Annotated in this window: 27 protein-coding genes; 12 read left to right on the top strand and 15 right to left on the bottom strand. The window is 70.2% G+C overall.

Annotated features, from left to right (window positions below):
* Positions 1–5 precede the first annotated feature (5 nt).
* Together ACPW96_RS06225 and ACPW96_RS06220 are read left to right on the top strand one after the other, a co-directional pair.
* The gene (locus tag ACPW96_RS06225; protein ID WP_425882374.1) at positions 6–779 is read left to right on the top strand and encodes an NUDIX hydrolase; all 774 of its coding nucleotides are present in this window, start codon (positions 6–8) and stop codon (positions 777–779) included.
* Between the two features lie 9 nt (positions 780–788).
* On the top strand, positions 789–1,535 hold the full coding sequence (locus tag ACPW96_RS06220) for a hypothetical protein (protein WP_425882373.1): 747 nt from the start codon (positions 789–791) through the stop codon (positions 1,533–1,535).
* 474 nt (positions 1,536–2,009) lie between these two features.
* On the opposite strand, the gene metX is transcribed toward ACPW96_RS06220, so the two are convergent.
* Positions 2,010–3,215 (bottom strand): homoserine O-acetyltransferase MetX, encoded by a 1,206-nt coding sequence (gene metX / locus ACPW96_RS06215; RefSeq protein ID WP_425817299.1) that lies wholly within the window; start codon positions 3,213–3,215, stop codon positions 2,010–2,012.
* A gap of 160 nt (positions 3,216–3,375) precedes the next feature.
* On the opposite strand from metX, the gene ACPW96_RS06210 reads away from it, so the two are divergent.
* A complete protein-coding gene (locus ACPW96_RS06210; RefSeq protein ID WP_425817301.1) occupies positions 3,376–4,071 on the top strand; it encodes an SDR family oxidoreductase in 696 nt (231 codons plus the stop codon).
* Between the two features lie 13 nt (positions 4,072–4,084).
* Here ACPW96_RS06210 and ACPW96_RS06205 read toward each other — a convergent pair whose 3' ends face one another.
* Positions 4,085–5,089, bottom strand: a complete 1,005-nt coding sequence (locus ACPW96_RS06205) for a DUF2332 family protein (RefSeq protein WP_425882372.1) — start codon at positions 5,087–5,089, stop codon at positions 4,085–4,087.
* An 80-nt stretch (positions 5,090–5,169) separates the two neighbouring features.
* Between ACPW96_RS06205 and ACPW96_RS06200 the strand changes: the two genes are divergently transcribed.
* The gene (locus ACPW96_RS06200; RefSeq protein ID WP_425882371.1) at positions 5,170–6,132 is read left to right on the top strand and encodes a hypothetical protein; all 963 of its coding nucleotides are present in this window, start codon (positions 5,170–5,172) and stop codon (positions 6,130–6,132) included.
* 52 nt (positions 6,133–6,184) lie between these two features.
* Here the strand turns inward: ACPW96_RS06200 and ACPW96_RS06195 are convergent, their stop codons facing one another.
* Entirely contained in the window at positions 6,185–7,507 is a 1,323-nt protein-coding gene (locus ACPW96_RS06195; protein WP_425882370.1) for a bifunctional o-acetylhomoserine/o-acetylserine sulfhydrylase, read from the bottom strand.
* 147 nt (positions 7,508–7,654) lie between these two features.
* On the opposite strand from ACPW96_RS06195, the gene ACPW96_RS06190 reads away from it, so the two are divergent.
* Genes ACPW96_RS06190 through ACPW96_RS06175 form a run of 4 tightly spaced genes read left to right on the top strand, consistent with a single transcriptional unit; the run spans position 7,655 to position 10,285 of the window.
* Complete coding sequence (locus ACPW96_RS06190; protein WP_425817309.1) at positions 7,655–8,431, top strand: SDR family oxidoreductase; 777 nt, start codon at positions 7,655–7,657, stop codon at positions 8,429–8,431.
* Positions 8,432–8,477: 46 nt separating this feature from the next.
* Positions 8,478–8,969 carry a phosphoribosyltransferase gene (locus tag ACPW96_RS06185; protein ID WP_425882369.1) on the top strand — a complete coding sequence of 164 codons (492 nt, stop codon included), beginning with the start codon at positions 8,478–8,480 and terminating at the stop codon, positions 8,967–8,969.
* Positions 8,970–8,973: 4 nt separating this feature from the next.
* Positions 8,974–9,666 (top strand): uracil-DNA glycosylase, encoded by a 693-nt coding sequence (locus ACPW96_RS06180; RefSeq protein ID WP_425882368.1) that lies wholly within the window; start codon positions 8,974–8,976, stop codon positions 9,664–9,666.
* A 10-nt stretch (positions 9,667–9,676) separates the two neighbouring features.
* Positions 9,677–10,285: a GNAT family N-acetyltransferase gene (locus ACPW96_RS06175; RefSeq protein ID WP_425882367.1), complete on the top strand. Its 609-nt coding sequence runs from the start codon at positions 9,677–9,679 to the stop codon at positions 10,283–10,285.
* A 3-nt stretch (positions 10,286–10,288) separates the two neighbouring features.
* Here ACPW96_RS06175 and ACPW96_RS06170 read toward each other — a convergent pair whose 3' ends face one another.
* The 8 genes from ACPW96_RS06170 to ACPW96_RS06135 form a co-directional block, all read right to left on the bottom strand.
* On the bottom strand, positions 10,289–10,663 hold the full coding sequence (locus ACPW96_RS06170) for a protealysin inhibitor emfourin (RefSeq protein WP_425882366.1): 375 nt from the start codon (positions 10,661–10,663) through the stop codon (positions 10,289–10,291).
* Complete coding sequence (locus ACPW96_RS06165) at positions 10,644–11,714, bottom strand: M4 family metallopeptidase (RefSeq protein ID WP_425882365.1); 1,071 nt, start codon at positions 11,712–11,714, stop codon at positions 10,644–10,646. Before ACPW96_RS06165 ends, ACPW96_RS06170 begins: the two co-directional genes overlap by 20 nt.
* Before the next feature lie 35 nt (positions 11,715–11,749).
* On the bottom strand, positions 11,750–12,547 hold the full coding sequence (locus ACPW96_RS06160; RefSeq protein ID WP_425882364.1) for an ABC transporter ATP-binding protein: 798 nt from the start codon (positions 12,545–12,547) through the stop codon (positions 11,750–11,752).
* Positions 12,544–13,332 (bottom strand): ABC transporter ATP-binding protein, encoded by a 789-nt coding sequence (locus tag ACPW96_RS06155; protein WP_425817319.1) that lies wholly within the window; start codon positions 13,330–13,332, stop codon positions 12,544–12,546. Before ACPW96_RS06155 ends, ACPW96_RS06160 begins: the two co-directional genes overlap by 4 nt.
* Positions 13,329–14,225, bottom strand: coding sequence for an ABC transporter permease (locus ACPW96_RS06150; protein WP_425817321.1), 897 nt, complete (start codon positions 14,223–14,225; stop codon positions 13,329–13,331). The genes ACPW96_RS06155 and ACPW96_RS06150 overlap by 4 nt, the downstream gene beginning before the upstream one ends.
* Complete coding sequence (locus tag ACPW96_RS06145; protein WP_425882363.1) at positions 14,222–15,172, bottom strand: ABC transporter permease; 951 nt, start codon at positions 15,170–15,172, stop codon at positions 14,222–14,224. Before ACPW96_RS06145 ends, ACPW96_RS06150 begins: the two co-directional genes overlap by 4 nt.
* Before the next feature lie 13 nt (positions 15,173–15,185).
* Entirely contained in the window at positions 15,186–16,685 is a 1,500-nt protein-coding gene (locus ACPW96_RS06140) for an ABC transporter substrate-binding protein (protein WP_425882362.1), read from the bottom strand.
* A 130-nt stretch (positions 16,686–16,815) separates the two neighbouring features.
* Positions 16,816–17,787: an alpha/beta fold hydrolase gene (locus tag ACPW96_RS06135; protein ID WP_425882361.1), complete on the bottom strand. Its 972-nt coding sequence runs from the start codon at positions 17,785–17,787 to the stop codon at positions 16,816–16,818.
* A 238-nt stretch (positions 17,788–18,025) separates the two neighbouring features.
* On the opposite strand from ACPW96_RS06135, the gene ACPW96_RS06130 reads away from it, so the two are divergent.
* The 4 genes from ACPW96_RS06130 (at position 18,026) to ACPW96_RS06115 (ending at position 20,232) form a co-directional block, all read left to right on the top strand.
* Positions 18,026–18,493 carry a carboxymuconolactone decarboxylase family protein gene (locus tag ACPW96_RS06130; RefSeq protein WP_425882360.1) on the top strand — a complete coding sequence of 156 codons (468 nt, stop codon included), beginning with the start codon at positions 18,026–18,028 and terminating at the stop codon, positions 18,491–18,493.
* The gene (locus ACPW96_RS06125; RefSeq protein ID WP_425817331.1) at positions 18,490–19,221 is read left to right on the top strand and encodes a tyrosine-protein phosphatase; all 732 of its coding nucleotides are present in this window, start codon (positions 18,490–18,492) and stop codon (positions 19,219–19,221) included. The genes ACPW96_RS06130 and ACPW96_RS06125 overlap by 4 nt, the downstream gene beginning before the upstream one ends.
* A 49-nt stretch (positions 19,222–19,270) precedes the next feature.
* The gene (locus ACPW96_RS06120; RefSeq protein ID WP_425882359.1) at positions 19,271–19,735 is read left to right on the top strand and encodes an SIP domain-containing protein; all 465 of its coding nucleotides are present in this window, start codon (positions 19,271–19,273) and stop codon (positions 19,733–19,735) included.
* 185 nt (positions 19,736–19,920) lie between these two features.
* Positions 19,921–20,232, top strand: a complete 312-nt coding sequence (locus tag ACPW96_RS06115; RefSeq protein ID WP_425882358.1) for a hypothetical protein — start codon at positions 19,921–19,923, stop codon at positions 20,230–20,232.
* Positions 20,233–20,291: 59 nt separating this feature from the next.
* On the opposite strand, the gene ACPW96_RS06110 is transcribed toward ACPW96_RS06115, so the two are convergent.
* The 4 genes from ACPW96_RS06110 to ACPW96_RS06095 all read right to left on the bottom strand — a co-directional run bounded on the left by ACPW96_RS06110 (position 20,292) and on the right by ACPW96_RS06095 (position 24,578).
* Positions 20,292–20,750 carry a Fe-S oxidoreductase gene (locus tag ACPW96_RS06110; RefSeq protein ID WP_425817337.1) on the bottom strand — a complete coding sequence of 153 codons (459 nt, stop codon included), beginning with the start codon at positions 20,748–20,750 and terminating at the stop codon, positions 20,292–20,294.
* Positions 20,747–21,568: an arginase family protein gene (locus tag ACPW96_RS06105; protein WP_425817339.1), complete on the bottom strand. Its 822-nt coding sequence runs from the start codon at positions 21,566–21,568 to the stop codon at positions 20,747–20,749. The genes ACPW96_RS06110 and ACPW96_RS06105 overlap by 4 nt, the downstream gene beginning before the upstream one ends.
* 132 nt (positions 21,569–21,700) lie before the next feature.
* On the bottom strand, positions 21,701–22,465 hold the full coding sequence (locus ACPW96_RS06100) for a PspA/IM30 family protein (RefSeq protein ID WP_425882357.1): 765 nt from the start codon (positions 22,463–22,465) through the stop codon (positions 21,701–21,703).
* Between the two features lie 82 nt (positions 22,466–22,547).
* Positions 22,548–24,578, bottom strand: coding sequence for a TPM domain-containing protein (locus ACPW96_RS06095; protein WP_425882356.1), 2,031 nt, complete (start codon positions 24,576–24,578; stop codon positions 22,548–22,550).
* Between the last annotated feature and the right edge of the window lie 63 nt (positions 24,579–24,641).

Below are 24,641 nucleotides of genomic sequence, written 5' to 3'. Positions count from 1 at the left end.
GTCGGGTGACCGACGACGCTCCTCCGCCGCCCCGGGCTGCGGAACGCGTTCTGCGGGCGCTCGCGGACGCCGTCGGGGAATCGCGGCCTCGCGTCGCGGGCGATCTCGCCGACCCCGATATCCCGGTCGCAGCCACCGTGATCCTCGCCCGCGACGCGGCAGAGGGGCTCGAGGTGCTGCTGATCGAACGTCCGGACCGCGGATCGTTCGCGGGGGCGTGGGTGTTCCCCGGTGGCAAGCTCGATCCCGCGGATGCCGGCGCTGACCCCACCCCTTCGGAAGAGGCGGACGCGCGACGCGCGGCGGTGCGCGAGACTCTCGAGGAGACGGGACTCGTGGTGGATCCAGGCGATCTCGTTCCGCTGTCGTGCTGGGACCCACCGCCGGGGCTTCCGTTGCGCATCCGCACCTGGTTCTTCGCGGTGCGGGCACCGGGTGGCGAGCTCCGACTCGAGCCCCGCGAGGCCGTCACCGCACGGTGGATGCGGCCCGCAGATGCCCTCCGGGGGCACGCGCGCGGCGAGCTGACCCTGTACCCGCCGACGTGGGTGACCCTCACCGGCCTCACGGAGGCGGTCGATGTGGAAGGGCTGCTGGGCGCCACGCGCGTCGCCGGCGTCCGGATCTTCGAGACCCAGGTCCGGCGCGGCGCCGAGGGTCCGGTGTTCTTCTGGCGGGAGGACGAGGAGTACGACCGCGAAGGCGGCCCGTCGGCATCCGGAGCACGCCACAGGCTCGAAGTCGGCGCGCTGCCGTGGATCTACACGCGCGATTTCTGATCTCCCTCCATGCACGCCCCGTTCGGGCGAGTCCCCGAGCCGCCGCCCGTGCTCATCACGATCTCGGGCACCGTCCAGCCGGGGATAGCGGGCCGGCCGTCGGTCACGAACACCGCCACGGTCGCGTCCTCGCTCTCCGCAGAGGCATCGGACGAGGTCAGCCAGGACGTCGCCGCCGTGGCCGACCTCGCGCTCACCAAGATCCCGGACGCCGCCGAGTTCGCGGCGGGATCCGTCGCCGGCTTCAGCCTCGTCGCCACCAACGCGGGGCCGTCGGATGCGGTCCTCACGGAGGTGGGCGATCTGTTCCCCCCGGAGCTCGCCTTCGACCCTGCTTCCTCTGACCCGCCCTGCACCGTCGTGACGCAGCCCGAGGGATCGTTCGTCTCGTGCGCCATCGGCACGCTCGTCGCGGGGGAGAGCCGCACGGTGCGGGTGGGTGCGCGCATCGCGCCCGACCAGGCGCCGGCCTCGGTCGTGAACACGGCGGCTGTAGCGTCGCCGGTGACGGGAGAGTACGACTTGGAGAACAACCGGAGTCAGGTACCCGTGACGATCGTGCGATCGGCCGATCTCGTCGCCGGCAAGATCGCGGATGCCGCGAGCCACCCCGTCGGCGGCCAGGTCACCTACACGGCCACAGTCACCGACGCGGGGCCGTCGGACGCGGAGAGCGTCGTGCTCGCCCGCCCTGCTGCTCGGTGGCGCGCTGCTGCTGCTCAGGCGGCGGCGGGCGGGGTAGCGGCGAGCAAGTAGGACGAGTTCGACGACCGCGAACGGGCGCATCGAGCACGTCTACGTTCGCGGCCTCGAGGCGGTCGGTATGTCGATATGGGCAGACGCCGATTTTCGGAGGAGATCCGGCTTCGGGAGGATCGTTTCTCGCCCGCTGCGCCTCCCGATCCTCGATCTCGTCCCGAAGCTGCGGGGCGGGCGTGGAAGGAGCGCGACGAAGGTTCAGGGCATCTCCGCGCTAGGGAGGAGATCCGGCATCGGGAGGACGGTCTTTCCGGGACCCATCCTCCCGATCCTCGATCTCCTCCCGAAGTCGCGACCGCGGGCGCCTAATGAGACAGGCCCCGGATCCGCGGGAAATCCCGCGGCGGCTCGGCCGAACTCCTCACCGTCCCCGTTCGGGTCGCGGGGGCCCGGTCTAGGTCCTGCTGCCCTTCGACGCCGGTCGCGCGGCGCCTCGGCTCCGGTCGTGGGGCGCCTCCGCGAGCACCCCGCTCATGACGCGAGCAGCCGCCGAAGGTGTGCTCCGACGACGGCGGTCTCGATGAGGAAGCCGTCGTGACCGAAGTCGCTCGAGATCACGACGGCCCGGTCGCCATCGAGCGAACCGGATATGCCGCGCGCGATGCGGTGCTGGCCGTCGATGGGGAACAGGCGGTCGCTGTCGATTCCGAGCACGAGCGCGCTCGCGGTCACCCGGGCCAGGGCGTCCTCGACTCCACCCCGATCGCGGCCGATGTCGTGGGAATTCATCGCCTCGACCAGCCGGATGTAGGAGTTCGCGTCGAAGCGCCGCGTGAATCGGTTGCCGTGGAAGTCGATGTACGACTCGACGGCGAAGCGCCCTCCGTGCCCGAGGGGGCTGACGCTCGACTGCCACGATCGCTGGAACCGCTGGTTCAGCTCGGTGGGGCTTCGATAGTTCAGCAGCGCCATCCGGCGCGCGAGGGCGAGCCCGCGGTGCGGGCCGTCGCCGTCCGCCGCGTCGTAGTACTCGCCTCGCTGGAAGCGTGGATCGATGTGAATGGCCTCGAGCTGGACGGAGTTCAGCGCGATCTGATCGGCGGTGTTGACGGGGGGCGCCGACAGGATGCCGACCCGCGCGACGCGGTCCGGCCGGCCGACCGCCCATTCGAGGGCGTGCATGCCGCCCATCGAGCCGCCGACGACAGCGGCCCACGTGTCGATGCCCAGCGCGTCGGCGAGGCGGGCCTGCGCGGACACCTGGTCGCGGATGGTCAGGTACGGGAAACGGGAGGCCCACTCGTACCCGTCGGGGGCGATGCTCGCGGGGCCCGTGGACCCCTGGCACCCGCCGAGCATGTTCGGGGCGACCACGAACCAGCGATCGGTGTCGATCGGGCCGCCCGAGCCCACGACGTCGTCCCACCAGCCGCTCGTGGCATGACCGGCCGTCGCCGGCCCTCGGACGTGGCTGTCGCCCGTCAGCGCGTGCAGCACGAGCACCGCGTTGTCGCGCGCGGCGTTCAGCTCGCCCCACGTTTCGAACGCGAGGCGGAACCCGGGCAGCTCCTGCCCGCCTTCCGTGCGGAAGGCACCGAAGGCGGCGAAGCGCCGGTCGCCGGCGGGATCGCCGTCGCGCCAGGCGCCCGTCGCGGGTGGGCGTCCGAGGAGCATGCGGGCGTCGGCCTCCGTCACGGGCGCCGACGGCACCGTGTCTTCGGAGGTCTGCCAGTCCATCAGCCAGCGCCTTTCGGGGTTGGGGCGGTGTCGCCGGATGGCACCCTGCGGGTGACCGCGGAGGTCTGCCAGTCCATCGCCGATTCCGCCTTTCGCGTGAGGTCCCAGGCTACGGCCCACCGTGCGCCGACACCCCCGTGTTACAGCCCACAATGGTGCCATGGCGCGATTTCTGGTGGTGGCCGCGGGAAGCGGCATCGGGCAGGCGAGCGTGCACCTGCTTCGCGAGGCGGGGCACGAGGTGCTCACAACAGCGCGCAGCGATGCGTCGGGGGCGGACCTGGTGCTGGATGCGACGGACTTCGACGCGGTCGACGCGGCCTTCGCGGCGGCCGGCGTGCTCGACGGCGCGGTGTGCTTCGCGGGTTCCATGCTGCTCAAGCCCGCGCACCTGACCACCCGCGATCAGTACGACGAGGTCATCGCCGCGTCGCTGACCACCGCCTTCGCGACCGTGCGTGCCGCGGGGCGGCACATGCGCGGCGGAGGCTCGCTGGTCCTGGTGTCATCGGCCGCGGCCCTCGCGGGTCTCGCGAACCACGAGGCGATCGCCGCCGCGAAGGCCGGCGTGGTGGGGCTCGCACTCTCGGCGGCCGCCTCATACGCTTCGCAGAACCTGCGCGTGAACGCCGTGGCGCCGGGTCTGACCCGCACGCGCCTCACGGCGTCGCTGACGTCGACGGAGGGGTCGCGGAAGGTGTCGGAGGCGATGCACGCACTCGGGCGGCTCGGGGAGCCCGACGATGTCGCCCGGGCCGTGGTGTTCCTCCTCGACCCCGCGAACGACTGGGTCACCGGTCAGGTGCTCGCCGTCGACGGCGGCCTCTCCCACGTGCGCCCGAAGACCAGGGCCTGAGCTCCCAGACGCCTCAGGCGCGGAACGGCGCGGTCTCGTAGACCGCCCCGTGCTGGCCGGCGAGAGCGATCGCCGTGGCGTCGCGCGTCTGCACGAATCGGTGCGACGTGTCAAGACCCGCCGGCACCTGAGCGTCGATCTCGTCGAGCGTTCCCTTCGTCTCGTTCGACAGCCACATCACCCGCCGCCTGACGGCCGCGCCGAGTCCGCTCATCAGTTCCGCGAACCGGCGCCGCTGCCGGGAATCGAGATACAGCAGGACGGCGCTGTGGAACACCACCAGCGTCGCGTCGGCCGGCGACTCCGCCGCGACGTCCGAAACCAGTTCGAGCAGGTCGCCGCGCGCGATCCGCGGCGGATCGGCGCTCGCGATCCGGGCGGCGGCCCGCAGACGGGCCACCCGCTCATCGTGCACCGGACCGGGCCAGATCAGCGTGGCGAGCCAGTCGATCTGCGCGGGATCGGAGGCGTCGATCGGTGCGAGGTCGATGCCGCGCCGCCACACCACCTCGGGATAGCGAGCGGGAACGGCGTCCGCGTCATCGATGCGGCAGGGCAGCGTCACCGAGGTGGATTCCGCCGGCTCGAGGCGCCGGATGCCGGAGGGCGTCGTGTATTCGTAGCCGTACCGATCCGGGAACAGGCACAGCCCGGCGGCGGCTCCTACCTCGAGCAGCGCCACCGGTCCGTCGATGCGGGAGAGCGGCGGCATCCACGTCGCGCAGCGCCCCGCTTCGTTGGTCTGCGTCGTGCGCGCCCGGGCCACGTCGGCGACGGCATCCCAGTTCTGCACCAGCCAATCCCGCCACTCGGGATACCCCGCGAGCGGGCCGCCCGCCCACCGGGCGGAGGCGAAGATCAGGTTGGGCTGCTGCTTCTCCGCGGGCAGGGATCTGAGCAGCGTGAGCACCTCGCTGTCTCCGGCGATGCCGAGGGACCACTGTTCGTAGAGCGGAGAGGTGTCGTGCGCCCACCGGCGGCCGAACTCCTCATACTGCGACGCGAGCGGGTCGTTCATGTCGACACTCTAGGCACGTCGGTGCCACTCCCGCGTCGCCGACGGTGCCCATGTCGCCGCCGCGACCTACACTTCCGGGCATGGATGTCCTCGGCTGGCTGCTCGATTCCGACCCCGCGATCCGCTGGCAGGTGATGCAGGACCTGATGGACGCACCGGCGGACGAAGTCCAGGCCGAGCGCGCGCGGGTCTCGACCGATGGATGGGGCGGGCGGCTGCTGTCGATGCAGGGCGCCGACGGCCAGTGGGATGGCGGCACCTACCGGCCGGCGTGGGCCGACGACTCCAAGCCGTTCTTCGATGCGTGGACGGCGACGCACTTCGTCCTGCAGTCGCTCCGGGAGTTCGGGCTCGATCCGCGCAGCGAGCAGGCCCGGCGTGCCGTCGGGCTCGTGCGGGAGAACGCCCGCTGGGACTACAACGGCGAACCCTACTTCGACGGGGAGGCCGAACCGTGCATCAACGGCATCGCCCTGGCCTCCGGTGCCTACTTCGGCGAGGACGCCGCGCGCATCGTCGAACGCCTGCTCGCGGTCCACCTCCGCGACGGCGGCTGGAACTGCTGGGCCGAGGACGGCAATGCCGTCTCATCGTTCCACTCGACCATCTGCTCGATCGAAGGGCTGCTCGAGTGGGAGCGGGCGCGTGGCGGCGACGCCGCCGTCGCCGACGCCCGTCGAGCGGGCGAGGAGTACCTCCTCGAGCGCGCCCTATTCCGGCGCCGCTCCACGGGCGAGGTGGCCGACCCCCGTTTCCTGATGCTGTCCGATCCGATGCGCTGGTTCTACGACATCCTTCGTGGACTCGACCACTTCCGGATCGCGCGCCCCGAGAGGGATGACCGGTGCGCCGAGGCGATCGAAGTGCTGCGAGCGAAGCAGAGGCCGCAGGGGTACTGGATGCTCGAGAACACGCACGCGGGAGCGACCCACTTCGACTTCGACCAGGCCGAAGGGTTCCCGAGCCGATGGATCACCCTCCGAGCCCTCCGGGTGCTCCGGTGGTGGGACGGGTCGGGGCCGATCCGCGCTGCCGGCGCATGAACGGCGGATGCCCAGGTCGCCGAGGACCGGGGCATCCGCGAAGCGCGAGGATCTACGCGCGTGCGGCCTCCACGACGCGGCGGGCGGCTCCGAGCGCCTGCTCGAGGTCCGCCTTCAGGTCCTCGATGTTCTCGAGGCCCAGCGAGAGGCGCACGAGGCCGGGCGTCACGCCCGTCGTGAGCTGCTGCTCCGGTGTGAGCTGCGAGTGCGTGGTCGAAGCAGGGTGGATGACGAGCGAGCGCACGTCGCCGATGTTCGCGAGGTGACTGAACAGCGTGAGCGAGTTGACGAATTCGCGACCCGCCTGCACGCCGCCCTTGAGCTCGAACGACAGCACGGCGCCGACGCCCTTCGGTGCGTATTCGTTGGCCTTCGCGTACCAGGGGGAGGTGGGCAGGCCAGAGTAGTTGACCGACGCCACGTCCTCCTGGTTCTCGAGCCACTCGGCGATCTCCTGCGCGTTCTGCACGTGGCGCTCGATGCGCAGCGACAAGGTCTCGATGCCCTGGATCAGCAGCCATGCGCTCTGCGGCGAGATGGCGGCACCGAGGTCGCGCAGCAGCTGCACGCGCGCCTTGATGATGTATGCGAGGCCATCGCCGACGGCCGCCGTGTACGAGGCACCGTGGTAGCTGGGGTCGGGGACCGTGAGGCCGGGGAATTTGTCGACGTTCTTCGACCACTCGAACTTCCCACCATCGACGATGATGCCGCCGATGACGGTGCCGTGGCCGCCGAGGAACTTCGTGGCCGAGTGCACGATGATGTCGGCACCGAACTCGAAGGGCTTGATCAGGTACGGCGTCGCGATCGTGTTGTCGACGATCAGCGGGATGCCGTTCTCGTGGGCGACATCTGCGACGAGACGGATGTCGAGGATGTTGATCTTCGGATTGCCGATCGTCTCGGCGAAGAACAGCTTCGTGTTCGGCCGGACGGCGGCGCGCCACTCCTCGGCGTCGTCCTGGTTCTCGACGAACGTCGTTTCGATGCCGAGCTTCGCAAGCGTGTACTTGAAGAGGTTGTAGGTGCCACCGTAGATCGAGCTCGACGAGACGATGTGATCGCCGGCCTCGGCGATGTTCAGCACTGCAGCGGTCTCGGCCGCCTGGCCGCTCGCGAGCAGCAGAGCGCCGGTGCCCCCCTCGAGCGCGGCGAGACGCTGCTCGACGACATCCTGGGTGGGGTTCTGGATGCGCGTGTAGATGTTGCCGAACTCGGCCAGAGCGAACAGGTTGGCCGCGTGGTCGGCGTTGTCGAACACGTACGACGTCGTCTGGTAGATCGGCGTGGCCCGCGCCTTGGTGGTGGGGTCAGGCTGCGCCCCCGAGTGGATCTGCTTGGTCTCGAAACGCCAGTTCTCGGGTGCGGACATGGTGTGCTCCTGCGGTAAGTCGGGTGGGTCCGGGCGTGGTGCCCGGCTCTGCCAAGGTACGGGCGGGCCGAGTTGTCAACAACGAGGGGGAAATGTGACGTAACAAGGACGAGCGAGCATCCGGCGGCGCCCGGGTAGCGTGGAGGGATGACACGACGTGCTGTGGTGACGGGTGCCAGCTCCGGGATCGGGGAGGCGACCGTGCGGGCCCTGCGGGCCGCCGGATGGGATGTCGTCGGGGTGGCGCGCCGCGCCGACCGTCTCGCCGCCCTCGAGGCGCAGACGGGCGCGGCCGTGTTCGCGGCCGACCTGACGAGCCAGGCCGATGTGGATGCGCTGGCGACGTGGCTGGCCGAGTCGGGCCCCGTGCACGCGCTCGTGCAGGTCGCCGGCGGCGCGCGCGGCACGGATCGCGTCGAGAACGCCCGGCCCGACGACTGGTCGTGGATGTTCGATGTCAACGTGCTGGCGGCCCAGCGCGTCGTCGCGGCGCTGCTGCCTCACCTCCGACGGGCGGCGGATGCCGACGGTCACGCCGACACCGTGTTCGTGACATCGACCGCCGCGCAGACGGCCTATCCGGGCGGTGCCGGCTACAACGCCGCGAAGGCCGGAGAGGCCATGCTCGTGCATGCGCTGAGGCTCGAGCTGAACGGTGAGCCGATCCGCGTCGTGGAGGTCGCCCCGGGAATGGTCTACACCGAGGAGTTCACCCGCAATCGGCTCGGCGGCGATCAGAATGCCGCCGAGAAGGTCTACGAGGGCGTCGTGGCTCCGCTGGTGGCGGATGACGTGGCCGACGTGATCGCCTACGCGCTCAATGCGCCGGGCCACGTCAACCTCGACATGATCACGATGCGGCCGGTCGCGCAGTCGGCGCAGCACCTTCTCGCCCGCGGCCCCCTGACGGTGCGCGCCAATTGACGCCCGACGTCCACCCCGACCCCGCTCCACAGACGAAGAGGACGACATGACGGATACTCGAGAGCGGCTCACGTGGGACGCGTTCGGCGAGGCTGCACGCGACCTCGCGCGCAGCATCCTCGGTGACGGCTTCTCGCCGGAGGTCGTCGTGGCCATCGCGCGCGGCGGTCTCATCCCCGGCGGCGCTGTCGCCTACGCGCTCGGCGCCAAGAACTGCGGGGCGCTGAATGTGGAGTTCTACACCGGCATCGGCACGGTGCTCGAGAACCCGGAGCTGCTGCCCCCGCATCTGGACCTCGAGTACCTGGAGGGACGGCGCGTGCTGCTGGTCGACGACGTCGCCGACAGCGGACGCACCCTGAAGCTCGCTGTGGAGCTGCTGCGCGGCAAGGGCGCCGACGTGCGCTCGGCCACGATCTACACGAAGCCGGGCTCGATCGAGCTGCCGGACTACTCCTGGCGCGAAACCGACCTGTGGATCGATTTCCCGTGGTCGGCACAGGGCCCCGTGTCGGACGAATCGCCCGTCGGGGCCTGAAGCCGTGGCGAGAACCCTGCCGCAGCTGGCGGATGCTGGCATGATGGATGCCGGCTGGGCCGATGCGCTTGGCCCGGTCGCCCCCGACATCGCCGCCATCGGCGAGCGGCTGCGCGCCGAGGTCGCCGCCGGACGCCGCTACCTTCCGGCGGGACATCACGTGCTCCGGGCGTTCCAGCGGCCGCTCGCTGACGTGCGCGTGCTGATCGTCGGGCAGGATCCGTATCCGACGCCGGGACACCCCATCGGTCTCTCGTTCGCCGTCGAGTCGCACGTTCGGCCGTTGCCCAGGAGCCTCACGAACATCTACCGGGAGCTGCACGACGACCTGGGCATCGAGCCCGCACCGCACGGCGACCTCTCCGCCTGGTCGGATCAGGGCATCATGCTGCTCAACCGGGTGCTGACCGTCGCCCCCGGCGCCCCGGCCTCCCATCGGGGCTGGGGGTGGGAGAAGGTCACGGAGCACGCGATCCGCACGCTGGTGGCCCGGCCGGGCCCGCTCGTCGCCATCCTCTGGGGGCGGGATGCCGCGAACCTCCGCCCTCTGCTGGGCGCCACCCCCATCGTCGAGTCCGCGCACCCGTCGCCCCTATCGGCCAGTCGTGGCTTCTTCGGGTCCCGGCCCTTCTCACACACGAATGACCTCCTGGTGGCCCAGGGCGCCCGCCCGGTCGACTGGCGCCTCCCCGCGTAGGCTGTTCGCCATGCTGGAGGAGGAGTACGAGAAGCCGCGGCGGCTGCCGCGACATCTCCGCGCGCAGGCCCAGGCCGAGCGGCCGTTCGGGTTCGAGATCCGCCCGGCCGAGCTCCGCGACATCCCCGACATCCGCGAGATCTACAACTACTACGTCACCAACTCCTCGGTCACGTTCGACGAGAAGCGCTGGACGCTCAAGCAGTGGCGCGAGAAGTTCGAGCACCTGCAGAAGCTCGGGATGCCGTTCCTGGTCGCGGAATCCCCCAGCGGGCAGGTGCTCGGCTACGCCCTGGTCCAACCTTGGTCCGGCAAGTCCGCGTACCGTTTCACGGTCGAGAACTCGATCTACCTCGGTCCGGGTGCGGCCGGCAAGGGCCTCGGCCGTGCGCTGCTCGAGGCCCTGATCGCCGCCTGCGAGGCGGTGGGCATCCGCGAGATCGTGGCGGTGATCAGCGACAAGGGCGCCGAGGCATCCATCGCCCTGCACGAGAAGCTGGGCTTCGAAGAGGTCGGACGGATGGGTCGCGTCGGGTTCAAGTTCGGCCGGTGGCTCGGCACGATCTCGCTGCAGAAGCACCTCAAGCCGCAGAAGAAGCGCAAGCTCTTCGCGCGCTGAGCGTCAGACCGCCCGGGGACCGCCGCGGCCCGCGGGGCTCACCGGCGCCTCGGGCTTGGCCGGCTGGCTGAACGCACGCACCTCGTCCACCAGTTCCCGCCACGGGCCCTGCACCGCCCGATCGGGAAGCTCGGCCTGCTTCTGCCGTGGTCCGCAGTGCGCCTCGATGTTCCAGACGAAGCGATCGGCGCCGCCGGCGTCGCCGGGGTCGGCATCCCATGGGCACTCCTCGATGAGAGCGATCCAGTGCGGCTCCTCCTTCGGGGGAGGCTCCGCCCGCCATTCGCGCCGCATGCCGGCGATGCCGCCCGTGCGTGCGACGATCACGGTGATTGTGGGTTCTTCGGTAAGCAGGTTGTCAGGCTTCGCTGAGCTCATCCTCGATCACGCCGACGCCGATCCAGCCGGCCCGGACCGCGCGCGTCTCCTCCGAGTCTCCACCGTACTCCGCCGCGGCCGCCGCCACAGTGGCGTCGGCGAAGACGCTGAACGTCGCATCGGAGGGGAGGCCGCTCGTGAGCGCGCGATACCAGATGAGACCCGCGCGCTCCCACGCGTTGCCGCCGAGGGCTTCGGCGGTGAGATAGAAGGCGCGATTCGGGATGCCGGAGTTGATGTGCACGCCCCCGTTGTCATCGGTCGTGCGCACATAGCCGTCCATGTGCGCCGGCTGCGGGTCGCGGCCGAGCACGTCGTCGTCGTAGGCGGTGCCGGGTGCCCGCATCGAACGCAGGGCCTTGCCCTCCACGGCATCGGTGAAGATTCCCTCGCCGATCAGCCAGGACGCCTGCTCGACGTCCTGCCCCAGGAGGTACTGCTCCGTCAGTGCACCGAAGACGTCGGCGATCGACTCGTTGAGAGCGCCGGACTGCCCCTCGTAGGTCAGGCCGCCCTCCCGCTCGATGACGCCGTGCGAGAGTTCGTGCGCGATCACCGAGAGGGAGCCGGTGAATCCCCGGAACACCTCGCCGTCGCCGTCGCCGAAGACCATGCGCTCGCCGTCCCAGAACGCGTTGTCGTAGTCCTGGCCGTAGTGCACCGTGGCATTCATCGGGGCGCCCTCCCCGTCGATGGAGTCACGGACGTACCCGTCCCAGAAGAGGTCGTACGTCGCGCCGAGGCCGTCGAACGCCTCGTTGACCGCGGCATCGCCCACGGGGCCGTCATCCTCTTCCCGCACCACGACGCCGGGCAGATCCTCGAGCTGTTCGGCGTCGCTGATGGTGCGATCAGGCGCCGGAGCGTTCTCGGCCACCAGCGTGTCGCCGTCGATCGAGAGACGAAGCCGCGAACGCCCCGCATTCAGGACGGGATCCACGGCCAGGGTCGCCCTCGCGGCCTGTGCCGCCTTGGGGAAGCGCGGCTCGGCGGCCGCGGCGATGTGTGCGAGCAGATACGGCGGGACGATCGCGTAGGGGATTTTGCTCATCCTCCGAGGCTAAGGGCGTGCCGCGACATCGGGCGTCAGACGGGCCCGGTCTCGATCACCGGGATTGAGGCCAGCAGTCGCCGCGTGTACTCCTCGCCGGGAGCGAGCAGCACGGCATCCGTCGGCCCTCGTTCGATGACGCGGCCGTCCTTCATGACGACGACCTGATCGCAGAGGTTCTGTACGACCCCGATGTCGTGCGACACCATCACCAGGGTGAGGCCGTCCCGCTCCCGCAGCTCGCCGAGCAGCTCGAGTATTTGGGCGCGCACGGTGACATCGAGCGCCGACAGTGGCTCGTCGCCGACGAGCACCCGCGGTCGGTGGGCCAGGGCGCGTGCCAGTGCGATGCGCTGACGCTGGCCGCCAGAGAACTCGTGCGGGAAGCGGTCGGCCATCGACGCCTCGAGCCCGACGTCCTCCAGCACCTCACGCACACGGGCCCTGCGGTCGCCGGGGATGTCGAGCGCCCACACCGGCTCGCCGATGATGCGTCCAATGCTCATTCGAGGATCGAGGGACGCGTACGGGTCCTGGAACACGATGCCGGTCTGGCGGCGCAGCCAATGCAGCGCGCGGGCGCTCGCCGCGGCATCCACCGGTCGCCCGTCGAATTCGACCGTCCCCTCGGTGGGCGTGTCCAGGGCGAGGAGCAGTCGCACCAGCGTCGACTTTCCCGAGCCGGATTCGCCGATGATGCCGACCGCCTGACCTTCGGCGACCTCGATGTCGGCGTTCTCGAGCGCGGTCGTGAACCGCTTCCTCTCGAACAGCGAGTCCTTGGGCATGGGGTAGCGCCGCGTCAGGCTCCGACCGGTCAGAAGCGCGCTCATGCCGCACCGCCCGGGCGCCAGAGGGTTGCCGTCGCGTCGCGGAGCAGTCCGCGGGTGATGGCCGACTGCGGGGAGGTCAGCAGCTGCTGCACCGGTCCTTCCTCGACCACTCGGCCGTGCTCGAGCACCACGCCGCGCGTCGCGATCTGGGACAGCACCGCGAGGTCGTGCGTGATGAAGACCAGGGACATGCCGGCACCCTGGACGAGCGAGAGCAGCAGCTCGAGGATCTCGGCCTGGATGGTCACATCCAGCGCCGTGGTCGGTTCGTCGGCGATCAGCAGCCGCGGAGAGCACGCCAGGGCGATCGCGATGGCGACGCGCTGCCGCTGGCCGCCGGAGAGCTGATGCGGGTAGCGCCGGACGAGCGCGGCCGGGTCGGGGAGCGAGACGCGCTCGGCGGCCGCGACGGCGCGCTCCCGGGCCTCCGCCTTCGACACGTCGTTGTGGATGCGGATCGACTCGGCGATCTGCCGTCCGACGGTGCGGATCGGGTTGAGGGCCGTCCGCGGCTCCTGGAAGACGATCCCGATCTCGTCGCCTCGGAGCGCGGCCAGCTCGGCATCCGGCATCCCGATCAGCTCCGTGCCGTTCCACCGGACGCTTCCGCCCGCTGTCGCGCCGTCCGGAAGCAGTCCGAGGAGCGCGAGGGCCGTCAGCGACTTGCCAGACCCCGACTCGCCGATCAGCCCCACGCGCGCCCCGTCCGGCACCTCGAACGAGATCCCGTCGACGACGCGCCGCCCGTCGATGTCGATGGTGAGGTCCCGCACCTCGAGGCTCATGCGACCACCTCGGGCACGTGGCGGATCGAGCCTCGAGGGGGGTGCAGGGGGTCCTTCCCCCGCGAGAGGGTCGGGTCGGTGGCCTCGCGCAGGGCGTCGCCGAGCAGATTGAGCCCCAGCACCGTGAACGTGATCGCGAGCCCGGGCCAGATCACCGAGAGGGGGTAGAGGGCGATGTAGCGCTGCAGATCGGCGAGCAGCAGACCCCACGACGCCTCGGTGACGGACGCGCCGAAGCCGAGATATGACAGCCCCGCCTCGGCCAGCACGGCGACGGCCATGGACCACGACAGCTGCACGATGAACACCGGTGCCACGTTGGGCATGAGGTGCCGCCAGAGATTCTGGGCGGGGGAGAGCCCCGATGCGCGACCGGCGAGCACGAATTCGCTCCCCAGCACGCGGCGCAGCTCCGGCCGCGTCACGCGGGCGATGTTCACGCCGAAGCCGATGCCCACGGCCCAGATCACGACCCAGAGTGATCCGCCCCACACCGAGGCGATCATCATCGCGATGATCAGCACGGGGAACGCGATCAGGATGTCGATGAACACCGCCACCGTCTCCCGCACCCACCGCGCGGTCAGGGCGCCCAGGGCGGCGAACAGCACGCCGAAGAACGTCGCGATCAGCCCGGCGCCCACGGCGACGAACACCGTCGTGCGCGACCCGGCGATGATCAGGCTCAGGATGTCGCGGCCGGACCCGTCGGTGCCCATCAGATGCGGCCATCCGGGCAGCGCCCATCGGTTGGCCAGTTCGACGGAGCGGGGGTCGAACGGCGTCCAGAACGTGGCGACAACGGCGGTGACGAGCACCACCGCCACGACGATCAGCCCGAACCGGCCCGTGGAGAGCCCCCACAGGCGCCGCAGCCACAGCCAGCGGTTCACGATGACTCCCTCTGCCGCGGATCGATCACCCGGTGCAGCAGATCGACCACGAAGCCGACCACGAGCACGAACCCCGTCAGGACGAGCAGCTCGCCCTGCACCTTCACCAGGTCGCGGGCACCGACATCCTGCACCAGCATCCGCCCGATTCCGGGAAGGGTGAAGAGCTGCTCGATGACGACCGCGCCGACGATGATGCCCGCGACCTGCAGCCCGAGCACCGTGATGACCGAGAGTCCGACGTTCGGCAGCCCGTGCCGGATCAGCGCCTGGTTGCGCGTCAGCCCCTTCGCGGCGGCGGTGCGCACGTAGTCCTGCCCGACGGCCTGCAGGGTTGCGCTGCGCACGAAGCGCATCAGCATCGCCCCCTCGACGATGCCGATCGTGAGTGCGGGCAGCAGGAGCGACGTGAAGGCGAGCCACGGCGTCGACCACGCCGTGCGGGGGAAGCCCTGGGCGGGAAGCCACCCGAGCCACACCGAGAACACCACGACGAGCATCATCCCGGCCCACACCACCGGCACAGCGGCCAGGCCCTGAGCGCCTACAGATAGCGCGGTGCCGTCACCGCGCCCTCGTCGCATCGCCGAGAGCACCCCGAGCGGCACGCTGAACACGATGGCGATTCCGAGGGCCATCATGCCGAGCGGCACGGTGACCTGGGCCTTCTGGGCGAGCTCCGTCGCCACCGACGAGCCGGTCAGCATGGACGATCCGAGGTCACCCCGGAGCACCCCGCCGATCCAGTCGAAGTACTGCGCCGGGAGCGGCTGGTTCAGGCCCAGACGCTCGCGGATGGCGGCGACCTGTTCCGGGGTGCCCTGGGTGCCGGCGATGAGCTGCGCGACGTCGCCCGGCAGCACCCTCAGTGCCAGGAAGATCAGCACGCTGGCCACGAACAGCCCCACCACCAGCAGGGCCAGCCTCGTCAGCGCGTAGCGGATCACTCCGGCGACACCGTTACCTCGAGACCGTCACTTCGGCCAGGTTGATGCGCGAGTTGATCGAGTCGACGGGGAATCCGTCGACCCCGGGGCCCACGGCCGTGATCGTCGCGCCGTTGTACAGCCAGTCCGCGGCGTGGTCCTCCGAGACGAGGCGCGCGGCCTCGGCCAGCAGCTCAGCCGACTCGTCCGGGTCGACCGTCGCCATCGCCTCGGCGTACAGCGCCTGCACCTCGGGGTTGTCGTAGTTGAAGTAGTACTCGGGGTTCGCGAAGTTGGCGAAGTCGCGCGGCTCGACGTGCAGCACGAAGCTCAGGTCGTAGTCCTTGTTGGTGTAGACGTCCTGCAGCCAGGTGGCGAACTCGACGGATTCGACGGTGAGGGTGACGCCGATGTCGTCGAAGTTGGAGACGAGCACCTGCGGCACGGTCGTGCCGTAGAACGAGGGGATCGTCAAGGTCAGCTCGAGATCCTCGGCCCCCGCCTCGGCGAGCAGCTCCTTGGCGCGCTCGGGGTCGTAGCTGACGACGTCGGAGAGGTCTTCGTAGCCGGGGTCGAGCTCGGGGATCGGACCGTACATCGTCGAGCCGGCACCGAGCGCCTCCACCAGGGCTTCGTGGTCGATAGCCAGGCGCAGCGCCTCGCGCACCTTGACGTCATCGAGCGGCGCCTTGGCGTTGTTGAAGGCGAGCGTCCCCTTGTCCGTCGTCTTACCCTGGGTCAGCGCGAAGTCGGTGCCCTCGAGCTGCGGCGCCAGGTTCGGGTCTACGGCCGTCAGCACGTCGAGGCTTCCGTCGAGGGCCGCGTTGACGCCGGCGGTGAAGTCGGGGATGTACTGGAAGACGACCTCGGCGACCTGGGGCGCCCCGCCCCAGTACGCGTCGTTGCGGAGGAAGGTGAGGCTGTCGCCCTGGCTCCACCGCTCGAGGGAGAACGGCCCTGTTCCGTTGGCATCGGTCTGCAGGTCGGTGGTGTCTCCGGCCTTGAAGACGAGTCCCGCGGGGCTGGTCAGCGTGAAGAGGAAGTTCTGGTTCGGCTCCGTGAGCGTGATCACCACGGTGGCGGGGTCGGGAGAGGTGATCGAGGCGACGCCGGCGAATTCGTCGTGGCCGACGATCGTCGCGTCGTCCTTCACCTGGGTGAGCGACGTCACGACGTCCTCCACGACGAGCGGTTCGCCGTTCTGGAAGGTCACCCCCTCGTTGAGCGTGAAGGTGTAGGTCAGGCCGTCGTCCGACACCTCGAAGTCGCTCGCGAGAGCGGGGACGATCTCGTTGTCCTCCGTGCGGGTGACGAGCCCCTGGTACACGTTGTCCACCAGTACCTGCTCGAGCGCCGCACCACTGGTGTGGCGGATGTCAAGATTGTCCGGTTCGAGAACCAGCCCAACGGTGAGCGACGCATCCGGATCGGGCGCGCCCGTCTCGGTCGGCGCGGCCTCCGGCGTGCCGGAGCACGCGCTGAGGATGAGCGCTGCCGCGGCGGCGGTGGCGAGGAAGGCGGTGCGGCGGAGCATGTGGGTTTTCCTTTCGGGAGCCGCGTTCTCCGGATTCTGTCCGGAGTCACGGCGGGCGCTCGGTGCGGGATTCAGCCTAGGGGTGGGGGTCTGGGAGGGTCTGGGCGTTACAGAGAACGTCGGAAGGGCATCAGGCGTTCCCCGAATCGTCGGATGCCGCGCGGATGAGCGCCGCGAGTTCGCCGGGAGCGTACTCCTGCACGTTGTGCCCGGCTGCCAGCGTGGTCACGGCCGCCCGCGGCAGGTGACGCGCGAATTCTTCGGCGTCGGCTCGGGAGACGTATCCCTGATCGCCGCGGACAAGCGTGATCGGCACCGCGACCTGCGACAGGTCTTCCCAGCCGGTGGGGCCGAGGGTCGGCGGTGCGGCCGGTGCCTCGACGGCGGTCTCGCCGTCGGCGGAGGGATCGGCCGGGGCAAGGGCTGCGGCCGCGAGATGGGCGAAGTGGTGCTTCCATTCGACCCGGCCGTCCTCTCGCACGCGGGAGTTGAAGTACACGCCGCGTTCGGCCGCGCGGCGCGATCCCCCGAGGCCGAATGCGAGGGCCCGTTCCACGAGTTCTTCGCGCGTCGCCCAATCCGTCGGCCCCGCGAAGAACTCCCGCAGCTGCGACGGACCCGCCGACGTGTCGATCCCGGGCGTGATGTCGATGACCAGCACCTCGCGCACCAGCTCGGGGCGGGATGCCGCGATGGAGGCGGCCGTCAGGCCGCCCAGGGACTGCCCGACCAGCAGCTGCGGCACGTCGGTCCACGCCGCGATGCCGGCGGCGACATCCGGTGCGAGCGTGCGAGGCGAATAGTCGATGTCCGAGCGCCACGACGAGTCGCCGTGTCCCGGCAGGTCGATCGCGAGGGCGGGGAGCCCCAGAGCGAGGATCGTCGTGTCCCAGGTGTGCGCGTTGAGGCCGGCTCCGTGCAGGAAGGTGACCACCGGTGATCCGGTGCCGTAGCGCAGCGCGCTGAGGGCGCGTCCGTCCTCGAGAGTGAGCGTGACGCGCTCGCCCGAGGGGACGGGGTGCCCGCCCCCGAGTTCGCGCGCCTGCTCGGGCAGGAACGAGAACTCATCGAAGGTGTCCGTGGCGGACGTGCCTGTGCTCACGCGCGTACTCCTGGTGTGGCGGTCGGGGACGCTTCATTGTCCGCCCATTTCGGAGCGCATGCGTAATCGAGTTTCAGGGTGCACAGCGCAGCCGCAGTTTGGATTAGCGATCTGCCAGTTATTAGGTTCTTGATTCAGCATTCTGCATTTCTCGAAGCTATGTTCACGGGCGAGCGGGTCATTGGGACAGCCGTCGCCGCTCGTTCCCGCCTGCCGCACCGGACCCTAGGCTGGAGTCATGACCGAGACGCGCGTTCATCTCTCCCGGTCCGAGCCGGAGGCCTACAAGACGCTCGAAGCCTTCACCAAGGCCGTCCACGGGATCGCGAAGGCAAACGGGATCGATGTCCGGCTGAAGGAGTACGTGATGCTGCACGTCTCGCAGCTCAACGGATGCGCGTTCTGCGTGCGGATCCACGTCGATCGGGCGCTCGCCGCAGGAGTGACCGTCGACGAGATCGGCCAGCTGCCGACCTGGCGCGACTCCGGCGTCTTCAGCGACCGCGAGCGAGCGGGTCTCGAACTGGCGGAGGCCTTCACCTTCATTCACCGAGGGGGCATCCCCGACGACGTGTACGACCGCGTGGGCGGCGTGCTCAGCGAGAAGGAGTACGTCGCGCTGAGCTGGATCTGCGTCTCGATCAATGCCTTCAACCGCGTCGCGATCGCCGGTCGATATCCGGTGCCGCCGCGGTCCGAGTCATGACGGGCGACGCGCTCGGCTCGCTCATTCCCGGTGCGGTCAACTTCCGCGACACCGGGGGCCTTTCCGCGGGGAATGGCACCACGCGCCCCGGCGTGCTGTACCGCTCGGGCAATCTCGCGCACCTCGAGGAGGAGGGTGTCGAGGCGCTCCGGGCCCTCGCCATCCGCCGCATCATCGATCTGCGTGCGGACGAGGAGGTGCTCCACGCTCCGAGCCGCGTCGAGGCTCTCGAGGTCGAGACGGTGCGCGTGCCGCTGTTCCTTGGTTCCGTCGCGTCGTTCTTCGAGCGCGACACGTCGCTGAGGCAGATGTACCGCGCGCTGGTGGATGAGTCCGGCGCTCGGGTTCTCGAGGTCATCCGTGGACTCCTCGCCGACCAGCCGGTGCTGGTGCACTGCACGGTCGGCAAGGACCGCACCGGCGTGACGGTGGCACTCGCCCTCGTGGCGGCCGGCGTCGACGAGGAGGCCGTGATCGCGGACTACGCACGCACAGAGGGCATGCTGCCGGAGTGGCGCAACCGCGACATCGTGCGCATGCTCTCCTCGCTGCATCCGGAAGCCGTGAATCTCGAGGAGCTCGCGACGCGCTCGCCGGCCGCAGTGATGCGGGAACTGCTGGCATACCTGACGGATCGATACGGGTCGCCGACCGCCTATCTGCGTGCCCTGGGCCTGACCGACACCGAGCTCCACGCGCTCCGACGGATCCTCGTCGATGACGCGTGAAGTCAGGCAAGGTTAGGCAACCCTATTCTCGCGGTATAGTTGGACCGTCATGACGAACCTTCCCGAGCACAACGCCGCGGCCTGCCGGTCCGCGCGTCACACGCGTGTGCAGCACCTCATCACGGCCGACGAGCACTCGCTCGCAGAGCTCGAGGTCCTGCTCGCCACGCTTCCGATCTGCTCGACCGGGCGCCTCTTCGTCGAGGTGCCGGAGGGCGCCGACATCGTCGAGCTGCACGCCCCTGCCCGCATGACAGTCACCTGGCTTGATCGCTCCCGTCGATCCGGGGCACCGGGCACCGCTCGCGGCTGCGCGCCGGGCGTCGCCCTGTCCCGTGCTGTCACGGCGTGGGCCGACGAGATGCTGTGCAACGAGGAGGACCACACCCGCATCTTCCTGCTGGGCGGCTATCTCGGCACTGCCGACATCGTCGACCACCTCACGACCGCGTGCGGGGTCGCCGCGGACGCCATCCACACCCCGGAGCGCTTCGGGCTCCTGACCGCGCGCTGACAGTTCGGCGGCGCTTCGGCTGGTGACCGCGCTCACGATCGAGCGGCGCGAGTGCCGAAGCTCGGTCGGACCCGTGGATTCGATGTGTCCGCCACCGGGCCCTCTCTTGTGCGCGACCCGAAAGAGGAGTTGCATGTCCGCCGACGAGCGATGATGCTCGCCATCCATCTGGGAAGGGGAGGAATATGCGTAGGAAGATTCTGTGGGGGGTTGCGGTGGGGGCCGCGCTTGTCTTCGGTTCGGCCGGCGGTGCTTTCGCGGGCGAGATCGGCGGCAACGGTGGTGAGACCCCGGCGGGGGAGAATGCCCGCTCGCTCTGCGCGTTCTCGGGTCTCGAGGACTTCGACGGCACTCAGCCGCCGGAGCCCGGTGTGACACAGAACTGGGGCCAGATCCCCAAGGAGGCGCGCGATATGTTCAGCGTGCACGGGGCGGCGCAGGTGGTCCTGCCGTTCGGCGAGGAAGGGTGCAACGCATACCTCTACCCGAACAAGTGACGCCGCGAAGCAACGCGTCGTGACGACGGGCGCGGCCGGGGAGGCTCCGGTCGCGCCCGCTACGTTCCGCGCGGGACGTAGTTGCCGTCCGCGAGTCCGGCCTCGATCTCGAACCGGTTGCGCAGCGGGTCTCGGCCGGAGAGCGTGTAGAGCAGGGGCATGAGGATGCCGTACCGCTGCCACTGGCGCTTGTGCACGGCCTCGTGCGCCAGCACCCGATCGGTCGCGGCCGGAGCGCCGTCGCCGGTCAGGAAGCATCCGCCGACGCACACTCCACCCCGCGGGAACGCCCAGCGCGGCATGCCGCGGAAGACCCACAGCCCGTGGCGGCGCTCGATGCGTCCGGTGCTCCAGATCGAGCCCCACACCCACCCCACCGCGGACCCGTACCAGTAGCCGAGGCGACTGATCGGTGAGTCGAGCAGCGCGGGCGGGATGATGCGCTCGATCCTCTGGCTCCTCGCCACGGCGGTCGCGGCCGCCGCCCGCCAGCCGGCCGGGGGAGGCGCGGGGCTCACGCGAGCGCTCCGACGACGCGGAGGATGGTGCCGAGGTCCTCGATCGCGGCGGTGGGCGATGAGGGAGAGAACCCGGTGATCGCCGCGCCGACGAGGGGCACCTGCGCGCGGAGTGAGGCGATCGAGGCCAGGAGGTCGACCAGCGAGACGCCGAAGGGCTGGGCGGATGTCACTCCCGAGATCTCCGAGGGATCCAGCACATCCAGGTCCACGTGCACGAAGACGCTGCGGGCGCCGCTTGTTCGCACCGCCTCCGCGAGGGCACCGGGTTCGGCGAGTGCCGCGGGGGCGAGCTCCCTGAGCTGCCGCCCTTGGGCATACTCCTGCTCGGCGTCATCGAAAGAGCGCGCTCCCGCGAGCACCACGCGGGACGGCAGCACGGTTCCCGGTTCGAGCGACAGGCCGTCGACCCCATCTCCCAGCACCGCACGCAGCACCATGCCGCCGAAGGCGCCGGATGTGGATGTCTCGGGGCCGTGCAGGTCGGGGTGGGCGTCGAACCAGACGACCGCAAGATCGTCGTGCGCGCGGGCGGTGTGCGCGATGCCTCCGAGCGAGATGCCGCAGTCGCCGCCGATCAGCAGCACGGGCTCGAACTGCGGTGCGAGCGCCTCGTCGACGAGCGCCTTGGTTCGCAGCAGTGCGCTCAGCCGATGGACGCCGGTGCCGAGGGACTCGCCGGCCTCCATCGGCACATCCAGCACGGTCGTCGCCGATCGTGGCAGGTCGCCGGCGATGGCGTTGGCGCCGTCGATGAGCTGCATGGCGCGGGCCGACGGGCTGCCCTGCCACTGGGGGACGACGAGGAAACGGGTCATTCGCCCATCCTGCCTCAGGACCGCCGTGTCGTTCCACGCGGCAACGGGTGCGCCATGCCCGGGGAAGGGGCCGGGCGCCTCCCCGGCCGCTCGTCGAGCGGCGGGCCGGCGCCCGGCATCCAGCGGATCGCCCTACGGCGTGTAGGGGGCGCTCGGCGCGTCGATCGCCGCCTGCGCCGGTGCGGTTCCCGACTTGAGAGCCGCGAGACGCGCCTCCACCTCGGTCAGCTCGCCCATGTCCTCGAGACTGTTGAACTGAGCATCGAGGCTGGACGCGGCGAGCTCCTGCTTGCCGGCGGCGAGGGACTCCTGCCGGCGGATCTTGTCTTCGAAGCGGCCGAGTTCGCTGGTCGGGTCGAGCACGTCGATCGACTTGACCGCGTCGTGCACCTTGATCTGCGCCTCGGCGGTCTTGGCGCGCGCGAGCAGTTCGCTGCGCTTGCTCTTCAGCTGGTCGAGCTTCTGCTTCATGCCGTTGAGGCCGTCCTTGAGCTTGTCGACGACCTCGGTCTGCGAGGCGATCGTAGGCTCGGCGGTTCGCGCCTCGCTCTCGCTGCTGATCTGACGCTGCAGCGCGATCTTGGCGAGGTTGTCGAACTTGTCGGCATCGGCGGTGTTGCCGCTGCCGCGCAGCTGGTCGGCCTTGCGACTGGCGGCGAGGGCCTTGTTGCCCCACTCGGCCGCTGCCTGCACGTCCTCCTGGTGGTCGCGCTCGAGCAGACGAAGATTGCCGATCGTCTCGGCGATCGCCGACTCGGCGTCGGCGATGTTGTTCGTGTAGTCGCGAACGAGCTGATCGAGCATCTTCTGGGGATCCTCGGCCTGGTCGATCATCGCGTTGACGTTCGCCCGGAGGAGGGTGGAGATGCGGCCGAAGATGGACTGCTTTGCCATCATTACTGGTTCCTTTCTATCGAGATGTCAGATCTGTTCCGATTGGTCAATGGGGGGAAGGCGGATGTCGGACCGCCCGGCCGGCTCAGAAGCGACCTCCGCCGCGGCGACCCCGCGTGCCGCCCCCGCCGAAGCTGCCGGGGCTCATGCGACCGCCCCCGCCCCCGCCTCCGCCGAACATGCCGCCGAAGCCGCCGCCACCGCGTCCGCCGCCGCCGAGGCCACCCCCGAGCAGCGAGTTGATCACGAGTCCGCCGAGCACCGCGCCCATCATGTCACCGCCGCCGCGTCCGCCTCCCCCGCCGCCTCCGCCGAACATGCCGCCACCCTGGTTCTCGAAGGCGCTGACATCCTGCTGGGCGTACTGGATCGCGTGCCCGGCCAGCTGGGCCGCGCGCTGAGCGAGCCCCAGAGCCTGCTGCGGATCGGAGACCTGCAGCTGCTGCGCCTGCACGAGGGAGGCTCCTGCTTCGGCCAGCCGGGTGCGCGCCTCGGCGCCGATGGCGCCGCGTCTGGCGACGATGTAGTCCTCGGCCGCCGACACCTGGGCCTGCGCCTGGAGCATCGTCTGCCCGAGCATCTGCTGGGCGCGCTGCGCCTGCGCCGCGGCATCCCGGACGCCCTGGATCCACGAGTCGATCTGCGCGTTCGCGGCCTCCAGGCTCTGCAGCGCGACGAGCGGCCGGCGAGCGGGCCCCGCGAGGTGTGTGCGCGCCTGATCGACCTGCTGGCGCGTCGCCGCGATCACACCGGCGAGCCGGCCGTCGGGGTCGGGCAGAGCGGATGCCGTCGCCACGTCCTGCTCGAGTTCGGCGATCAGCGCCGTGGCGCGAGTCTCGCCTTCTGCGAGGTCGGCCCCGAGTTTGTCGATCGCGGCTTCGAGCATCCGGGCCTGAGCGACCGCCTCTTCCGCCGCACGGATGCCGACGGCGGCCTCGCCGCCCCTGCCCGCGCCGATGTCGCGCTGTGCCTCGGTCAGCTGTTGATCGGCGAATGCCAGACGCGACCGCGCCTGCTGAGGGTTGTCGGCCACGGTGGCCAGTGCGTCGGGGGAGTAGCGCTGGGCGAGGCCGGCCAGGGCGGTCTCGGCAGGGCCGAGCGCTGCGCCGACCGCCGCTCGATCCTCCTGCACCCGTGCCAGCGCCTCCGGCGCGTTCTGCTCCAGCTTGCGCAGCTCGTCGAAGGCCGCGGCCTTCTCGTCTAGCCCGGCGTTCGCGTCGGCGCAGAGCTGGATGATCTGTGCGTTCCACGCGCGCACCTGCTCCTCCGACTCCGGTGTCGCATCATCCAGCTGCTGCTGCAGCGAGAACGCCTGGGTGAGATTCTGCTTCGCCGTCGCGAGAGCGGCTTCGAACTCCCGCGTGGCCTCATCGCCGAACTGCGCCTTGGCGAAGCCCAGTTCCTCCTCGCTCGTCCGCACCGCGTCATCCGTCTGCACGAGGGCCGAACCCGCCTGCCGCGCCAGGTCTTCCACGCTGATCTGCTCGACCGCCGGCGCTGCCTGACCGGCGACCGCCGGCTGGGTCTTCTTGCGACGGCTGCGTATCACCAGCCACACGACGAGGAGAACCCCGAGCCCGATCACGACGAGCCAGAGGATGCCGGTGAAGAGACCGCTCCCCGCGCCCCCGCCTCCGGCGCCGGGTATCCCGCCGCCGCCTCCGGCCGCATCCTCGAAACCCGCCGCCGCGGCATCCACCGCACCGCTCCAGTCCTCGTTCGCCAGCGCCGGCTGCACCTGCTGCTGCTCGATGCGGCCGAGCTGCTCGGAGGACACCGGTCCCTCGCTGTCGCCGGAGATGTAGAACTGGCGGCCGTCGGTCGCGACCGCCATCAGGTACTGCGTCGGACCGAGCCCGTTCGCCAGCGCCGTCTCGGTCGCCCAGTCCTCTGCGCTGGCGGGATTGGTGAACTCGTCGACGAACACGACCCAGAGGTCGATGCCGGTGCCGGTGCGCAGCTGCTGCAGGCGCGCGTCCGCCTCGGCTTCCTCCGCGGGGGTCAGGACGTCGACGTCGTCGAAGACATAGCCCGTGCTCAGCTGCACCGGGTCGGTCGCCGAAGCAGGAAGGGCCGTCACCGACAGCAGAACCGTGAGACCGGCCGCGAGCGTCATCGACCCACGCGCTCGCATGGCGCCACCCCCTCCATCCGGGCGACGGGTCGCCCTCGCTTCGAG

It is taken from the genome of Micromonospora sp. DT81.3, from assembly GCF_049847225.1.
Lineage (GTDB): Bacteria > Actinomycetota > Actinomycetes > Actinomycetales > Microbacteriaceae > Microbacterium.
This window is presented reverse-complemented; position numbering and strand designations above follow the sequence as displayed.

Bases quoted from the DNA above. Each gene is read 5' to 3' on its own strand.
- ACPW96_RS06185 (WP_425882369.1), top strand. From the start codon at position 8,478: ATGACGGATACTCGAGAGCGGCTCACGTGGGACGCGTTCGGCGAGGCT.
- ACPW96_RS06130 (WP_425882360.1), top strand. From the start codon at position 18,026: ATGACCGAGACGCGCGTTCATCTCTCCCGGTCCGAGCCGGAGGCCTAC.
- ACPW96_RS06200 (WP_425882371.1), top strand. From the start codon at position 5,170: ATGGATGTCCTCGGCTGGCTGCTCGATTCCGACCCCGCGATCCGCTGG.
- ACPW96_RS06210 (WP_425817301.1), top strand. From the start codon at position 3,376: ATGGCGCGATTTCTGGTGGTGGCCGCGGGAAGCGGCATCGGGCAGGCG.
- ACPW96_RS06095 (WP_425882356.1), bottom strand. From the start codon at position 24,578: ATGACGCTCGCGGCCGGTCTCACGGTTCTGCTGTCGGTGACGGCCCTT.
- ACPW96_RS06190 (WP_425817309.1), top strand. From the start codon at position 7,655: ATGACACGACGTGCTGTGGTGACGGGTGCCAGCTCCGGGATCGGGGAG.
- ACPW96_RS06140 (WP_425882362.1), bottom strand. From the start codon at position 16,685: ATGCTCCGCCGCACCGCCTTCCTCGCCACCGCCGCCGCGGCAGCGCTC.
- ACPW96_RS06115 (WP_425882358.1), top strand. From the start codon at position 19,921: ATGCGTAGGAAGATTCTGTGGGGGGTTGCGGTGGGGGCCGCGCTTGTC.
- ACPW96_RS06170 (WP_425882366.1), bottom strand. From the start codon at position 10,663: ATGAGCTCAGCGAAGCCTGACAACCTGCTTACCGAAGAACCCACAATC.
- ACPW96_RS06155 (WP_425817319.1), bottom strand. From the start codon at position 13,332: ATGAGCCTCGAGGTGCGGGACCTCACCATCGACATCGACGGGCGGCGC.
- ACPW96_RS06195 (WP_425882370.1), bottom strand. From the start codon at position 7,507: ATGTCCGCACCCGAGAACTGGCGTTTCGAGACCAAGCAGATCCACTCG.
- metX (WP_425817299.1), bottom strand. From the start codon at position 3,215: ATGGACTGGCAGACCTCCGAAGACACGGTGCCGTCGGCGCCCGTGACG.
- ACPW96_RS06120 (WP_425882359.1), top strand. From the start codon at position 19,271: ATGACGAACCTTCCCGAGCACAACGCCGCGGCCTGCCGGTCCGCGCGT.
- ACPW96_RS06125 (WP_425817331.1), top strand. From the start codon at position 18,490: ATGACGGGCGACGCGCTCGGCTCGCTCATTCCCGGTGCGGTCAACTTC.
- ACPW96_RS06165 (WP_425882365.1), bottom strand. From the start codon at position 11,714: ATGAGCAAAATCCCCTACGCGATCGTCCCGCCGTATCTGCTCGCACAC.
- ACPW96_RS06105 (WP_425817339.1), bottom strand. From the start codon at position 21,568: ATGACCCGTTTCCTCGTCGTCCCCCAGTGGCAGGGCAGCCCGTCGGCC.
- ACPW96_RS06205 (WP_425882372.1), bottom strand. From the start codon at position 5,089: ATGAACGACCCGCTCGCGTCGCAGTATGAGGAGTTCGGCCGCCGGTGG.
- ACPW96_RS06100 (WP_425882357.1), bottom strand. From the start codon at position 22,465: ATGATGGCAAAGCAGTCCATCTTCGGCCGCATCTCCACCCTCCTCCGG.
- ACPW96_RS06160 (WP_425882364.1), bottom strand. From the start codon at position 12,547: ATGAGCGCGCTTCTGACCGGTCGGAGCCTGACGCGGCGCTACCCCATG.
- ACPW96_RS06175 (WP_425882367.1), top strand. From the start codon at position 9,677: ATGCTGGAGGAGGAGTACGAGAAGCCGCGGCGGCTGCCGCGACATCTC.
- ACPW96_RS06220 (WP_425882373.1), top strand. From the start codon at position 789: ATGCACGCCCCGTTCGGGCGAGTCCCCGAGCCGCCGCCCGTGCTCATC.